Here is a 13571-nt window from a genome sequence, read left to right as displayed (position 1 = left end):
AGGGTCTAGTTTTAACCGAGCAGCAGCATCGCGAGCGGCAGCACGGGCAGCAGCGCGTCGACGCGGTCGAGCACGCCGCCGTGGCCGGGCAGGAGGCCGCTCGAGTCTTTCACGCCGGCCTGGCGCTTGAGCAGCGACTCGAACAGGTCGCCGACCACGCTGAACGCGACGAGCGCCGTGAGCGCCGCGAATGCGCCCGCCGCGCCGTAATGCGCGACGAACGCCGAATAAAGGGTCGGTTCGAAAGCGTGCGCCGCGACGACCGCGCCGGCGACGATCGTCACGGCGAGCCAGCCGCCCGCCGCGCCCTCCCAGGTTTTGCCGGGGCTCACGGACGGCGCGAGCTTGTGCTTGCCGAACACCTTTCCGGCAAAGTATGCGCCGATATCGGCGAGCCATACCACCAGCAGCAGCGACAACACGAAGGGTACGCCTTGCGCGCGCGCGGCGACGAGCGCGTGCCAGCACGCGGAAAAGACGATGAGGCCCGCGACGAGCAGGAACGGCTTCCATGCGCGCTCGGCGAGCGCCGGCTTGCGCCAGAGCGCATACGGGCCCGCCAGTAGCCAGAACACGCCCGCCGCCGCGAAAAGCGGCCGCGCGGCGTCCGCGCTGATGCCGAGCCGCGTGCTTGCGCCGAGCGCGAGCGCCGCGACCACCGCGTACGCGACGGGACCGATCCCGCCCAGCTTCAGGAGCCGCCCCCACTCCCACGCGGCGAACACGAGCGCGAGCGCGATCAGCGCGCCGAACGCGGCAAGCGGCGCGAACAGCGTCACGGGCAGCAGCACTGCCAGCAGCACGACCGCCGTGATGACACGGGTCTTCAGCATGAAAGGGAATCGGCGTCCTGGGCCTGGGGTTCGAGTTGCGCGCTCGTGCGGCCGAAGCGGCGTTCGCGGTGCGTGTACGACGCGAGCGCCTCGGCGAGCGCGCCGGCGTCGAAGTCCGGCCAGAATGTATCGGTGAAGTAGAACTCGGTATACGCGAGCTGCCAGAGCAGGAAATTGCTGATCCGCTGCTCGCCGCCCGTGCGGATGAAGAGATCCGGCTCGGGCGCATAGGCCATCGCCAGATGGCGGGCGAACGCGTCCTCGTCGACCTCGGCCGCGCGCCCTTCGCGCGCCGCCTCGTCGATGAGCTTCTGCGTCGCCTGCAGGATATCCCAACGACCGCCGTAGTTCGCGGCGATCGTCAGCGTCAGGCGCGTGTTGCGCGCGGTCTTCGTCTCCGCGCGGCGGATCAGCGCCTGGATGCGCGGCTCGAACTTCGTCAGATCGCCGATGACGCGCAGCCGGATGCCGTTCGCATGCAGCTTGCCGACTTCGCGCTCGAGCGCGGTGATGAACAGGCGCATCAGGAACGACACTTCGTCGTTCGGCCGGCGCCAGTTCTCGGAGCTGAACGCGAAGAGCGTCAGATATTCGACGCCCGCGCGCGCGCATCCCTCGACGACCGAGCGCACCGCGTCGACGCCGCGCGTGTGTCCCGCGACGCGCGGCAGGCGGCGCTCGGTCGCCCAACGGCCGTTGCCGTCCATGATGATCGCGATGTGACGCGGCACGGCGGCGACGTCAGGCACGCGAACGGTAGAGCTGGTATAGGTCATGGCCGCTGAGACTGTAGCTGCAGGAAAAAGTGCGACGCAAGGCGGCTTCAGACCGTCATGATCTCCGCGTCCTTGGCCTGGACGAGCTTGTCGATCTCCGCGACGTGCTTGTCCGTCAGCTTCTGCACGTCGTCGCCCGCGCGGCGCTCGTCATCCTCGGAGATTTCCTTGTCCTTGACGAGCTTCTTGAGCTGCTCGTTCGCGTCGCGGCGCAGGTTGCGCACGGCGACCTTCGCCGTTTCGCCTTCGCCCTTGACGACCTTCGTCAGCTCGCGGCGGCGCTCTTCCGTGAGCGGCGGCATCGGCACGCGGATCAGATCGCCCGACGTCGCCGGATTCAGGCCCAGATCGGCCTCGCGGATCGCCTTCTCGACCTTCGCGACCATGTTCTTTTCCCACGGCTGCACGCCGATCGTGCGCGCGTCGACGAGCGTCAGGTTCGCGACCTGCGAGATCGGCACCATCGAACCGTAGTAGTCGACCTGCACGTGATCGAGCAGACCGGTATGCGCACGGCCCGTACGGATCTTCGCCAGATCGTTCTTGAACGCTTCGATCGAGCGCTGCATCTTCTGCTCGACGCCCTTCTTGATATCAGCGACACTCATTTCAACCTCCGAACCTTCCGAACTTCAAAACGATGCGGGCAATGGCCAAAGGCGGCGCTTCGCGCCGCCCGTGCGCATCGGCGAGAGTTTACACGTGGACGAGCGTGCCCTCGTCCTCACCTTGAACGATACGTTTGAGCGCACCCGGCTTGTTGATCGAAAACACGCGAATCGGCAGCTTCTGGTCGCGGCACAGCGCGAACGCCGTCGCGTCCATCACCTGCAGGTTGCGGCCGATCGCCTCGTCGAAGCTGATCGACGAATAGCGCGTCGCGGACGGGTCCTTCTTCGGATCGGCCGAATAGACGCCGTCGACCTTCGTCGCCTTCAGCACCACCTCGGCGCCGACTTCCGAGCCGCGCAGCGCGGCCGCCGTGTCCGTCGTGAAGAACGGGTTGCCCGTGCCCGCCGCGAAGATCACGACCTTGCCCTCCTCGAGCTGGCGGATCGCGCGCGGGCGGATGTACGGCTCGACCACCTGGTCCATGCGCAGCGCCGATTGCACGCGCGCCTCGATGCCCGCGTGGCGCATTGCGTCCTGCAGCGCGAGCGCGTTCATCATCGTCGCGAGCATCCCCATGTAGTCGGCCGTCGCGCGGTCCATGCCGGCCGCGCCGCCCGCGACGCCGCGGAAGATGTTGCCGCCGCCGATCACGACCGCGAGCTGCGTGCCGAGACGCACGACTTCCGCGATGTCGGCGACCATCCGCTCGATCGTCGCGCGATTGATGCCGAAGGCATCGTCGCCCATCAGCGCTTCGCCGGAAAGTTTGAGGAGGACGCGTTTATAGGCATTGGGCATAGGGACTTCCGAGCGACGAGAGGATGACAAGCACGAACTGTAGGGGCGAAATGCTGATTCGAGCAAGCGCCGCCGGGCCGGGCTGGCTGTAAGCCCCGTCAGGCGGCGCTGCCGGCCGCGGCGGAACGGTCGCCCGCCGCGGGTCAAGCGTACTGCTGGTTACTGCTTTTACGACTGGTTACTGCTGCTTGGCGGCGGCGACCTGCGCGGCCACTTCCGCCGCGAAGTCGTCCTGGCGCTTCTCGATGCCTTCGCCGACCACGAAGAGGGCAAACTTCTGCACCGCCGCATTCGCGGCCTTCAGCATCTGCTCGATCGTCTGCTTGTCGTTCTTCACGAACGGCTGGTTCAGCAGCGACACTTCCTTCAGGAACTTCTGGACGCTGCCGTCGACCATCTTCGCGACGATCTCGGCCGGCTTGCCCGATTCCGCCGCCTTCTGCTCGGCGACGCGGCGCTCCTTCTCGATCAGCTCGGCCGGCACGTCGCTCGACGACAGCGAGACCGGCTTCATCGCCGCGACGTGCATCGCGACGTCCTTGCCGACCTGCTCTTGCTCGCCCGTGTACTCGACGATCACGCCGATGCGGCTGCCGTGCAGGTACGTCGCGAGCTTGTTCGACGTTTCGAAGCGGACGAAGCGGCGGATCGAGATGTTCTCGCCGATCTTGCCGACGAGCGCGAGGCGCACTTCGTCGACCGTCTTGCCGTCGAGCGGCAGCGCCGACAGCGCGGCGACGTCGGCCGGGTTCTGCGTCGCGACGAGTTCCGCGACCGTCTTCGCGAACGCGTTGAAATCGTCGTTCTTCGCGACGAAGTCGGTTTCGCAGTTCAGCTCGACGAGCGCGCCGGCATTCGCGCCGACGAACGATGCGACGACGCCTTCGGCCGTCACGCGCGACGCGGCCTTGCTCGCCTTGTTGCCGAGCTTCACGCGCAGCAGCTCTTCGGCCTTGCCCATGTCGCCGTCGGCTTCCGTCAGCGCCTTCTTGCACTCCATCATCGGTGCGTCGGTCTTCGCGCGCAGTTCTGCCACCATGCTTGCGGTAATTGCCGCCATCATTCGCTCCTTGAGTCTGTATTCACAACGCCGCCCGCACTTCGACGCAGGCGGCAGGCATTCGTTTCCGGACATCCGCGCAATTTTTGCGCCGCGTCAGCCCGGATCGGCCGCACAAAAAAGCGGCTTAAAAAAAGGGGGCTTGTTGAGAGCCCCCTTTTTGCGCCGGCTCGGGGCCGGTTACGCGTTTTCCTCGACGTATTCGTCGTCGCCGCCGCGCACCGCCTGGACCACTTCGTTGACCGCGTTCGTGCGGCCTTCGAGGATCGCGTCGGCGACGCCTTCGGCGTACAGCGCAACGGCCTTGCTCGAGTCGTCATTACCCGGGATCACGTAATCCACGCCCTCCGGCGAGTGGTTCGTATCGACCACGGCGATGACGGGCACGCCCAGCTTGTTCGCTTCGGTGACGGCGATCTTGTGGTAGCCGACGTCGACGACGAAGATCGCGTCCGGAATGCCGCCCATGTCCTTCACGCCGCCGATCGACTTCTGCAGCTTCGCGATTTCACGTTCGAACAGGAGCGCTTCCTTCTTGCTCATCTTCTCGAGCTCGCCCGCCTCGACCGCCGCTTCCATGTCCTTCAGGCGCTTGATCGACACCTTCAGCGTCTTGAAGTTGGTCATCATGCCGCCGAGCCAGCGTGCGTTCACATACGGCATGCCCGCGCGCTGCGCTTCCTGGGCGATCGTGTCGCGCGACTGGCGCTTCGTGCCGACGAAAAGGATCGTGCCCCGATTCGCCGCGAGCTGACGCACGTACTTCTGTGCGTCGTTGAACATCGGCAGCGTCTTTTCGAGGTTGATGATGTGAATCTTGTTGCGGTGACCGAAGATGAAGGGAGCCATCTTCGGGTTCCAGAAACGCGTCTGGTGGCCGAAGTGAACACCGGCTTCCAGCATTTGGCGCATCGTGACTGCCATTTGTATTTCTCCACGAGGGTTTGGGTCTTAAGCCGGCTGCCGTATCATGGCGCGACGGCGGGCACTCGCCTCTTCCGTTCGCGCCGCGACACCCTGGGTGCGCCGGCTCGCGATTCGGCGCGCGCTCCGAAACCATCCGAAAGCTTCGCGCCGCCAGCCTTCGCCGCGACCGCCGCGCCCCGAGCGAAAACTCCAACGGCTCCCGCGCAAGACAAAAATAGCGATTTCAGCGTCGACTTAGCCAATAAGTATAGCACGCAGGCGTGACGCCCCTCAAGTCGCCCGCTGCTTTCGCCGGGCCGGGCGCGCGCCCTGCCGCCGCAGGACGGCTTACCCTCGGCCATCCGACTGCGCCGGAATTCACGCCAAAATTCGCGCTGCGCCGGTCCGCGAAGGGCTGCGACGGCAGGAATAAGGTGCGATAATTGCACAATTCACCGCATTTCAGGCATCGACTCATGGCTATTACGCTCAAAAACGAACACGACATCGCGCAGATGCGCATCGCCTGCCGTCTCGCGAGCGAAGTGCTCGACTACATCACGCCGTTCGTCGTCGCCGGCGTGACGACGGGCGAACTCGATCGCCTCTGCCACGAGTACATGGTCAACGTGCAGGGCACGGTGCCCGCGCCGCTCAACTACCAGCCGCCCGGCTACCCGCCGTTCCCGAAGGCGACCTGCACGTCGGTCAACGACGTGATCTGCCACGGCATTCCGGGCGACAAGACGCTCAAGAACGGCGACGCGCTGAACATCGACATCACCGTCATCAAGAACGGCTATTTCGGCGACACGAGCCGGATGTTCATCGTCGGCGAGGGCTCGATCCTCGCGAAGCGCCTCGTGCAAACCACCTACGAATGCATGTGGCTCGGCATCGACCAGGTGAAGCCCGGCGCGCATCTCGGCGACATCGGCCACGCGATCCAGAAGCACGCGGAGGCGCAAGGCTACAGCGTCGTGCGCGAATACTGCGGCCATGGCATCGGCACGGTGTTCCATGAGGACCCGCAGGTCGTCCACTACGGACGCCCGGGCACGGGCATCGAGCTCAAGCCCGGCATGATCTTCACGATCGAGCCGATGATCAACGCCGGCAAGCGCGACATCCGCACGATGCCCGACCAGTGGACCGTCAAGACCCGCGACCGCAGCCTGTCCGCGCAGTGGGAACACACGATCCTCGTCACGGAGACGGGCCACGAGGTGCTGACGGTGTCGGCCGGCACGCCGGCGCGCCCGACGTTCGCCTCGCCGGCGACGGCGGCTTGAGCGGCTTGAGCGGCTTGCCGCGCGCTTTGTGCGCGCCGCCGTCCGCTTCGCCCGCTTGACGCTTGTTCAGCTTGATTTAGCCAGGTAGCCGCCCGCGTCATCGCGCGCGGCCGTTCAACCGCCCAATTCGATCGCCGCCCATGAGCGCATCCGTCGCCGCGCCGCCTCACGCGCTGTCGCGCAAAGCCGAATTCAAGGCCGCGAAGGCCGGGTTGCTCGCGCGCTTCAAGACCGCGACCAACGTCACGCCGCTGATGCACGCGCTGTCGCGCGCGACCGACGACGCGCTGCGCCGTCTGTGGCAGGAATGCGGGCTGCCCGCGACGCTCGCGCTCGTCGCGGTCGGCGGCTTCGGGCGCGGCGAGCTGTCGCCGCATTCGGACGTCGACATCCTCGTGCTGCTGCCCGATGCGCACGCGAGCGAGCTCGACGAACGGATCGAGCGCTTCATCGGCATGGCGTGGGATCTCGGGCTCGAGATCGGCAGCAGCGTGCGCACAGTCGACCAGTGCATCGAGGAGGCGTCGCAGGACGTCACCGTGCAGACGTCGCTGCTCGAGGCGCGCCGCATCGTCGGCAGCACGACGCTCTTCGAGCGCTTCATGCTGCGCTACCGCGAGGCGCTCGACGCGCGCGCCTTCTTCCAGGCGAAGGTGCTCGAGATGCGCCAGCGCCATGCGAAGTTCCAGGACACGCCATACAGCCTCGAGCCGAACGTGAAGGAAAGCCCGGGCGGCCTGCGCGATCTGCAGACGATTCTCTGGATCGCGCGCGCGGCGGGCTTCGGCAGTAGCTGGCGCGAGCTCGACACGCGCGGGCTCATCACCGATCGCGAGGCGCGCGAGCTGCGCCGCAACGAAGGCTTCCTGAAGACGCTGCGGGCGCGGCTGCACGTGATCGCCGGGCGGCGCCAGGACATCCTCGTGTTCGACCTGCAGACTCAGGCGGCCGAGAGCTTCGGCTATCAGCCGACGCCCGCGAAGCGCGCGAGCGAGCAACTGATGCGACGCTACTACTGGGCCGCGAAGGCGGTCACGCAGCTCGCGACGATCCTGATCCAGAACATCGAGGCGCAACTCTTCCCGGCGACGAGCGGCGTCACGCGCGTGCTGTCGCCCGGGCGCTTCGTCGAGAAGCAGGGCATGCTCGAGATCGCCGCGGACGACGTGTTCGAGCGCCACCCGGACGCGATCCTCGAAGCGTTCCTGCTGTACGAGGCGACGCGCGGCGTGAAGGGCCTGTCCGCGCGCACGCTGCGCGCGCTCTACAACTCGCGCGACGTGATGAACAACGCGTGGCGGCGCGATCCGCGCAACCGCCGCACGTTCATGCAGATCCTGCAGCAGCCGGAAGGCATCACGCACGCATTCCGCCTGATGAACCAGACGAGCGTGCTCGGCCGCTATCTGCTGAACTTCCGGCGGATCGTCGGCCAGATGCAGCACGACCTGTACCACGTGTACACGGTCGATCAGCACATCCTGATGGTGCTGCGCAACATCCGGCGCTTCGCGGTGGCCGAGCACGCGCACGAATATCCGTTCTGCAGCCAGTTGATCGTGAACTTCGAGCGGCCGTGGGTGTTGTACGTCGCAGCCCTCTTCCACGACATCGCGAAAGGCCGCGGCGGCGACCACTCGGCGCTCGGGATGGCCGACGCGCGGCGTTTCTGCCGCGAGCACGGGATCGAGGGCGACGACGCGGCGCTCGTCGTCTGGCTCGTCCAGCATCACCTGACGATGAGCCAGGTCGCGCAAAAGCAGGACACGAGCGACCCGGAAGTGATCAAGCGCTTCGCGGACCTCGTCGGCAGCGAACGGCGGCTGACCGCGCTCTATCTGCTGACCGTCGCCGACATCCGCGGCACCAGCCCGAAGGTGTGGAACACCTGGAAGGGCAAGCTGCTCGAGGATCTGTATCGCGCGACGCTCGCCGTGCTGGGCGGCGCGCAGCCCGACGCGCATTCGGAGCTGAAGACGCGGCAGGAGGAGGCGCTCGCGCTGCTGCGCCTCGAAACCGTGCCGCCCGACGCGCACCGCGCGCTGTGGGACCAGCTCGACGTCGGCTACTTCCTGCGCCACGACGCGGCCGACATCGCGTGGCAGACCCGCGTGCTGTACCGGCACGTCGAGGCCGACACCGCGATCGTCCGCGCGCGGCCGTCGCCCGTCGGCGACGCGCTGCAGGTGCTCGTCTACGTGAAGGACCGCTCGGACCTGTTCGCGGGCATCTGCGCGTACTTCGACCGCAACGGGCTGTCGGTGCTCGACGCGCGCGTGAACACGACGCGCCACGGCTACGCGCTCGACAACTTCATCGTCACGCAGACCGAGCGCGACGTGCAATACCGCGACATCGCGAACCTCGTCGAGCAGCAGCTCGCCGCGCGCCTCGCCGAATCGGCGCCGCTGCCCGAGCCGTCGAAGGGGCGGCTCTCGCGGCTGTCGCGCACGTTCCCGATCACGCCGCGCGTCGACCTGCGGGCCGACGAGCGTGGCCAGTACTACATTCTGTCCGTGTCCGCGAACGACCGGCCAGGCCTTCTTTATTCGATCGCGCGCGTGCTGGCCGAGCACCGGGTCGGCGTCCATGCGGCGCGGATCAATACGCTCGGCGAACGCGTCGAGGACGTCTTCATGCTCGACGGCACCGGCTTGTCCGACAACCGTCTGCAGATCCAAGTCGAAACCGAGTTGCTGCGCGCGATCGCAGTGTGAGTGTTCCAGCGTTTATGCGCACAAAATTGACCGTCAAGAATCCGCGCCCGGCGACGCCCGGCCGCGCCCCCGTCCGTTCCGGCAGCCTTACCGCGCGCAAGGTCGCGCGGCCCGACCCGAAAGCGGCTGGCGCGAAGCCGGCCGCGGCGAAGCCTGGGGCGAAGTCCGCTGCATCAGCGTCCGCGGCAAAGCCATCGGCGCCGCGCGGCGCGGCGGCCGCCGCGCAAAAACGCGCGGGCGTGCCGGCTCGTCCGGCGGCATCCGAAGGCAAGCGCGTCGCGAAGCCGCGCGCCGCGCATGACGCCGGCCGCGCGGGCGACGAACGCGCGGGCGACGAACGCGCGGCGGCCAAGCGTGCCGGCGCGCCCGGCGCAGCGGCCGGCGAGCGCGTGCGCCGCACCGATGCGAAGCCGGAGCGTCGCACGGCCGACCGCGCAGCCGCGCGCGACGAGCGGCCGTCGCGCAGCCCGGGCATGCGCTCGTCCGATCCAGGCGCGCGCGGCAAGGCGCGCGCGGAGCGCGAAGGCGCAAGACCTGCCGGCGCACGCGGCGCGACGGGCGCGAAATTCGGCGGTGCGCCGCGCACCGAGGCGCGTCGCACGGACGGCCCGTCACCCCGCGCGGACGGCCGCGGCGCGCGCGGCGCGTCGTCGTCGTTCGCGGGCAAGAGCGCGACGACCGGCAAGCGTGCGCCGCAGCGCGCCGACGATCGCCACGGCGCATCCGCGAAGCGCGCGTCGCCGCGCACCGAGCGTACCGAACGCACGGCGCGCTTCGACAACCGCTCGGCAACCCGCGCGAGCGCGTCCGACGATCGCCGCCCCGCCGCCCGCGCGACGACAGGCGCGCGCCTGAAAGCCGCGCAACCGGTCAAGCGCCGCATCGGCGGGCCGGACGAAACCGCCGCCCAGGGCGACCGAGTCGACCGGGGCGATGAAACGGGCCTCGTGCGCCTGTCGAAGCGGATGTCCGAACTCGGCCTCTGCTCGCGCCGCGAAGCGGACGAATGGATCGAGAAAGGCTGGGTGCTCGTCGACGGCGAGCGCATCGACACGCTCGGCACGAAGGTGCGCGCCGACCAGCGCATCGAGATCGATTCGAACGCGCGCGCCGCGCAGGCCGCGCAAGTGACGATCCTGCTGCACAAGCCGGTCGGCTACGTGTCGGGCCAGGCGGAGGACGGCTACGCGCCCGCCGCGACGCTCGTCACGCGCGAGAACCACTGGAGCGGCGACCGCTCGCCGCTGCGCTTCTCGCCGCAGCACCTGCGCGCGCTCGCGCCCGCGGGCCGGCTCGACATCGATTCGACGGGCCTTCTCGTGCTGACGCAGAACGGCCGCGTCGCGAAACAACTGATCGGCGAGCAATCCGACATCGACAAGGAATATCTGGTGCGCGTGCGCTTCGGCGAGCGCACGGCCGACATCGAGCGACACTTCCCCGCCGAGTCGCTCGCGAAGCTGCGCCACGGCCTGGAGCTCGACGGCGCGCCGCTCAAGCCCGCGATGGTCAGTTGGCAGAACGGCGAGCAGTTGCGCTTCGTGCTGCGCGAAGGCAAGAAGCGCCAGATTCGCCGGATGTGCGAGCTCGTCGGTCTCGAGGTGATCGGCCTGAAGCGCGTGCGGATGGGCCGCGTGATGCTGGGCGCGCTGCCGCAAGGCCAGTGGCGCTATCTCGGGCTGGACGAGTCGTTCTGAGCGCGACGGCCGTGCGCCCGGGGGCCGCGCAATAGCGGCCGCGAGCGGCGCCGTCGCGCGCCGCTTCGCCGGTCAGTCGGCTTGCGCGTCGAGCCCCGGGAACAGCACGTCGGTGTAGCCGAACTTCGAGAAATCGGTGATCCGCATCGGATAGAGCTTGCCGATCAGATGATCGTACTCGTGCTGGACGACCCGCGCGTGGAACCCCTCCGCGATCCGCTCGAGCTTCGCGCCGTACTGGTCGAAGCCGCTGTAGCGCACGCGCCGGTAGCGGCTCACGACGCCGCGCAGCCCCGGCACCGACAGGCAGCCCTCCCAGCCCTCCTCCATGTCGGGCGGCAGATACTCGACGCCTGGATTGACGAGCACGGTCTCCGGCACGGGCGGCGCCTCCGGGTAGCGCTCGCTATTGCCGAAGCCGAAGATGATCACCTGCAGCCCGACGCCGATCTGCGGCGCGGCGAGCCCCGCGCCGTTCGCGTGATGCATCGTCTCGAACATGTCCGCGACGAGCGCGTGCAGCTCCGGCGTGTTGAACGTCTCGACCGGCCGGGCAACTTCCAGCAGACGCGGATCGCCCATCTTCAGAATCTCGCGAATCATCGCGCGTGGCCCTCCAGGAGTTTGTGCATGCCTGCTTCGTCCAGCACCGGAATGCCGAGTTCCTCGGCTTTCGCGAGCTTGCTGCCCGCGTCGGCGCCCGCGACGACGTAATCGGTTTTCTTCGACACCGAGCCCGCCACCTTCGCGCCCGCCGCCTCGAGCATCTCCTTCGCGGCGTCGCGCGTGAGCGTCGGCAGCGTGCCCGTGAGCACGACGGTCTTGCCCGCGAGCACGCCTTGCGGCGCGCGCGGCGCGGGCGGCCCTTCGGGCCACGTGACCTTGCCCTTCGCGCGCAGTTGCTCGATCACCGTGCGATTGTGCTCCTCGGCGAAGAACTGATGGATCGATTCGGCGACGATCGGCCCGACGTCGTTGACTTCGAGCAACTCGTCGATCGACGCGTCCATGACCGGATCGAGCGAGCCGAAGTGCTTCGCGAGATCCTTCGCCGTCGATTCGCCGACGTGCCGGATGCCGAGCGCGTAAATGAAGCGCGCGAGCGTCGTGTGCTTCGCCTTTTCGAGCGAGTCGATCAGGTTCTGCGCGGATTTCTCCGCGAAGCGATCGAGCTCGACGAGCGTCGAGAAGCCGAGATTGAACAGATCGGCCGGCGTGCGCACGAGATTCTGCTCGACGAGCTGATCGATGATCTTCTCGCCGAGCCCGTCGATATCGAGCGCGCGGCGCTGCGCGAAGTGCCAGAGCGCCTGCTTGCGCTGCGCGGGGCAGAACAGCCCGCCCGTGCAGCGCGCGATCGCCTCGTCGGGCAATCGCTCGATCCGCGATCCGCATTCCGGGCACTCGGTCGGCATCACGAACTCGCGCGCATCGGCGGGACGCCGGTCGAGCACGGCCGACACCACTTCGGGAATCACATCGCCCGCGCGGCGCACGATGACCGTGTCGCCGATCCGGATGTCCTTGCGGCGCACCTCGTCCTCGTTGTGCAGCGTCGCGTTCGTGACGGTCGCGCCGCCGACGAACACGGGCTCGAGCCTCGCGACCGGCGTGATCGCGCCCGTGCGGCCGACCTGCACGTCGATCGCGACGAGCTTCGTGAGCGCCTCCTGCGCAGGGAACTTGTGCGCGAGCGCAAAGCGCGGCGCACGCGACACGAAGCCGAGCCGATCCTGCTCGTCGCGGCGGTTCACCTTGTAGACGACGCCGTCGATGTCGTACGGCAGCGATTCGCGCCGCTCGCCCACCGAATGGAAGAATCCGAGCAGGCCCGCCGCGCCGCGCACGACCGCGCGCTCGCGGTTCACCGGCAGGCCGAGCGTCTCGTACCAGTCGAGCAGGCCGCTGTGCGTGCCGGGCATCTCGACGCCGTCGAGCACGCCGATCCCGTATGCGAAAAACGACAGCGGCCGAGACGCGGTGATCTTCGAATCGAGCTGCCGCAGGCTGCCCGCCGCCGCGTTGCGCGGATTCGCGAACTCGCGCTGGCCCGCCGCGCGCTGGCGCTCGTTCAGGCGCGCGAAATCGCGCTTGAACATCAGCACTTCGCCGCGCACGTCGAGCATGCGCGGCACGTGCCTGCCCTTGAGCGTCAGCGGAATCGAGCGGACCGTGCGGATGTTCTCGGTGACGTCTTCACCCGTCGTGCCGTCGCCGCGCGTCGATGCTTGCACGAAGCGGCCGCCCTCGTAGCGCAGCGAGATCGCCAGGCCGTCGAACTTCAGCTCGCACGCGTATTCGACGGGCTCGGTCACGGTGCCGGCGAGGTCGGTCGCCTTGTCGAGGCCGTCGGCGACGCGCTTGTCGAATGCGACGACGTCGTCGTCGGAAAAGCCATTGTTGAGCGACAGCATCGGCGTGTCGTGGACGACCGGCGTGAAGCCGCCCGCGACTTCGCCGCCGACGCGCTGCGTCGGCGAATCGGGCGTGACGAGATCGGGGTGCTCGGCCTCGATCTGCTGGAGTTCGACGAAGAGGCGATCGTACTCGGCGTCGGGCAGGTCCGGCTGATCGAGCACGTAATACGCGTAGTTCGCCCGCTCGAGCTCGGCGCGCAGCCACGCGGCGCGCTTCGCCGGCTGGCTGGCGGGCGGTTCAACAGGGGATCGGGCCATGCTGGCGGCACTTTCTCGTGAGGATAATCAGGCGACGATTATCTCAGTTCCGAGCCCGTTTCGGCATCGGTTGGATGGCCGAACGAGTGCGGAAATCGCCTGCGTCCGACGGTTCGGATGATGCGGTGCGGCAACGCAATCACCAGCCACGATCACCAAGCCACCATCGGCAGCCGCGACCGCCATCGCCCGCGCGAGGCGCGCC

The 13571-nt window shown here is 68.1% G+C and carries 11 protein-coding genes; 3 read left to right on the top strand and 8 right to left on the bottom strand.

Going from position 1 to position 13571, the window contains the following annotated elements:
* Positions 1–11: 11 nt before the first annotated feature.
* From AQ610_RS07450 to rpsB, 6 genes are all read right to left on the bottom strand, one after another.
* A complete protein-coding gene (locus AQ610_RS07450) occupies positions 12–833 on the bottom strand; it encodes a phosphatidate cytidylyltransferase (RefSeq protein ID WP_006026066.1) in 822 nt (273 codons plus the stop codon).
* A complete protein-coding gene (uppS, locus tag AQ610_RS07445) occupies positions 827–1609 on the bottom strand; it encodes a polyprenyl diphosphate synthase (protein ID WP_009912837.1) in 783 nt (260 codons plus the stop codon). Before uppS ends, AQ610_RS07450 begins: the two co-directional genes overlap by 7 nt.
* Positions 1610–1656: 47 nt before the next feature.
* On the bottom strand, positions 1657–2217 hold the full coding sequence (gene frr, locus AQ610_RS07440) for a ribosome recycling factor (RefSeq protein ID WP_006026064.1): 561 nt from the start codon (positions 2215–2217) through the stop codon (positions 1657–1659).
* An 88-nt stretch (positions 2218–2305) separates the two neighbouring features.
* On the bottom strand, positions 2306–3019 hold the full coding sequence (pyrH, locus tag AQ610_RS07435) for a UMP kinase (RefSeq protein ID WP_004193606.1): 714 nt from the start codon (positions 3017–3019) through the stop codon (positions 2306–2308).
* A gap of 178 nt (positions 3020–3197) precedes the next feature.
* On the bottom strand, positions 3198–4079 hold the full coding sequence (tsf, locus tag AQ610_RS07430) for a translation elongation factor Ts (protein ID WP_006026063.1): 882 nt from the start codon (positions 4077–4079) through the stop codon (positions 3198–3200).
* A gap of 180 nt (positions 4080–4259) precedes the next feature.
* The gene (gene rpsB / locus AQ610_RS07425; protein ID WP_009912840.1) at positions 4260–5003 is read right to left on the bottom strand and encodes a 30S ribosomal protein S2; all 744 of its coding nucleotides are present in this window, start codon (positions 5001–5003) and stop codon (positions 4260–4262) included.
* Positions 5004–5461: 458 nt separating this feature from the next.
* On the opposite strand from rpsB, the gene map reads away from it, so the two are divergent.
* The 3 genes from map (at position 5462) to AQ610_RS36790 (ending at position 10691) form a co-directional block, all read left to right on the top strand.
* A complete protein-coding gene (gene map / locus AQ610_RS07420; protein ID WP_006026060.1) occupies positions 5462–6277 on the top strand; it encodes a type I methionyl aminopeptidase in 816 nt (271 codons plus the stop codon).
* A gap of 140 nt (positions 6278–6417) precedes the next feature.
* Positions 6418–8994 (top strand): [protein-PII] uridylyltransferase, encoded by a 2577-nt coding sequence (locus AQ610_RS07415; protein ID WP_006026059.1) that lies wholly within the window; start codon positions 6418–6420, stop codon positions 8992–8994.
* 14 nt (positions 8995–9008) lie between these two features.
* Positions 9009–10691: a pseudouridine synthase gene (locus AQ610_RS36790; protein ID WP_006026058.1), complete on the top strand. Its 1683-nt coding sequence runs from the start codon at positions 9009–9011 to the stop codon at positions 10689–10691.
* A 72-nt stretch (positions 10692–10763) separates the two neighbouring features.
* Here the strand turns inward: AQ610_RS36790 and def are convergent, their stop codons facing one another.
* Both def and ligA read right to left on the bottom strand, forming a co-directional pair.
* Positions 10764–11294 carry a peptide deformylase gene (gene def, locus AQ610_RS07405; protein WP_006026057.1) on the bottom strand — a complete coding sequence of 177 codons (531 nt, stop codon included), beginning with the start codon at positions 11292–11294 and terminating at the stop codon, positions 10764–10766.
* A complete protein-coding gene (gene ligA, locus AQ610_RS07400) occupies positions 11291–13366 on the bottom strand; it encodes an NAD-dependent DNA ligase LigA (protein ID WP_006026056.1) in 2076 nt (691 codons plus the stop codon). Before ligA ends, def begins: the two co-directional genes overlap by 4 nt.
* Positions 13367–13571: the final 205 nt, after the last annotated feature.

The organism is Burkholderia humptydooensis (assembly GCF_001513745.1).
GTDB classification, from domain to species: domain Bacteria; phylum Pseudomonadota; class Gammaproteobacteria; order Burkholderiales; family Burkholderiaceae; genus Burkholderia; species Burkholderia humptydooensis.
Note: the sequence above shows the minus strand (reverse complement) of the source record. Positions and strands in the feature narration are given on the sequence as shown.

Coding starts and splice junctions, on each gene's coding strand:
- AQ610_RS07450 (WP_006026066.1), bottom strand. CDS start 833: ATGCTGAAGACCCGTGTCATCACGGCGGTCGTGCTGCTGGCAGTGCTG.
- uppS (WP_009912837.1), bottom strand. CDS start 1,609: ATGACCTATACCAGCTCTACCGTTCGCGTGCCTGACGTCGCCGCCGTG.
- frr (WP_006026064.1), bottom strand. CDS start 2,217: ATGAGTGTCGCTGATATCAAGAAGGGCGTCGAGCAGAAGATGCAGCGC.
- pyrH (WP_004193606.1), bottom strand. CDS start 3,019: ATGCCCAATGCCTATAAACGCGTCCTCCTCAAACTTTCCGGCGAAGCG.
- tsf (WP_006026063.1), bottom strand. CDS start 4,079: ATGGCGGCAATTACCGCAAGCATGGTGGCAGAACTGCGCGCGAAGACC.
- rpsB (WP_009912840.1), bottom strand. CDS start 5,003: ATGGCAGTCACGATGCGCCAAATGCTGGAAGCCGGTGTTCACTTCGGC.
- map (WP_006026060.1), top strand. CDS start 5,462: ATGGCTATTACGCTCAAAAACGAACACGACATCGCGCAGATGCGCATC.
- AQ610_RS07415 (WP_006026059.1), top strand. CDS start 6,418: ATGAGCGCATCCGTCGCCGCGCCGCCTCACGCGCTGTCGCGCAAAGCC.
- AQ610_RS36790 (WP_006026058.1), top strand. CDS start 9,009: ATGCGCACAAAATTGACCGTCAAGAATCCGCGCCCGGCGACGCCCGGC.
- def (WP_006026057.1), bottom strand. CDS start 11,294: ATGATTCGCGAGATTCTGAAGATGGGCGATCCGCGTCTGCTGGAAGTT.
- ligA (WP_006026056.1), bottom strand. CDS start 13,366: ATGGCCCGATCCCCTGTTGAACCGCCCGCCAGCCAGCCGGCGAAGCGC.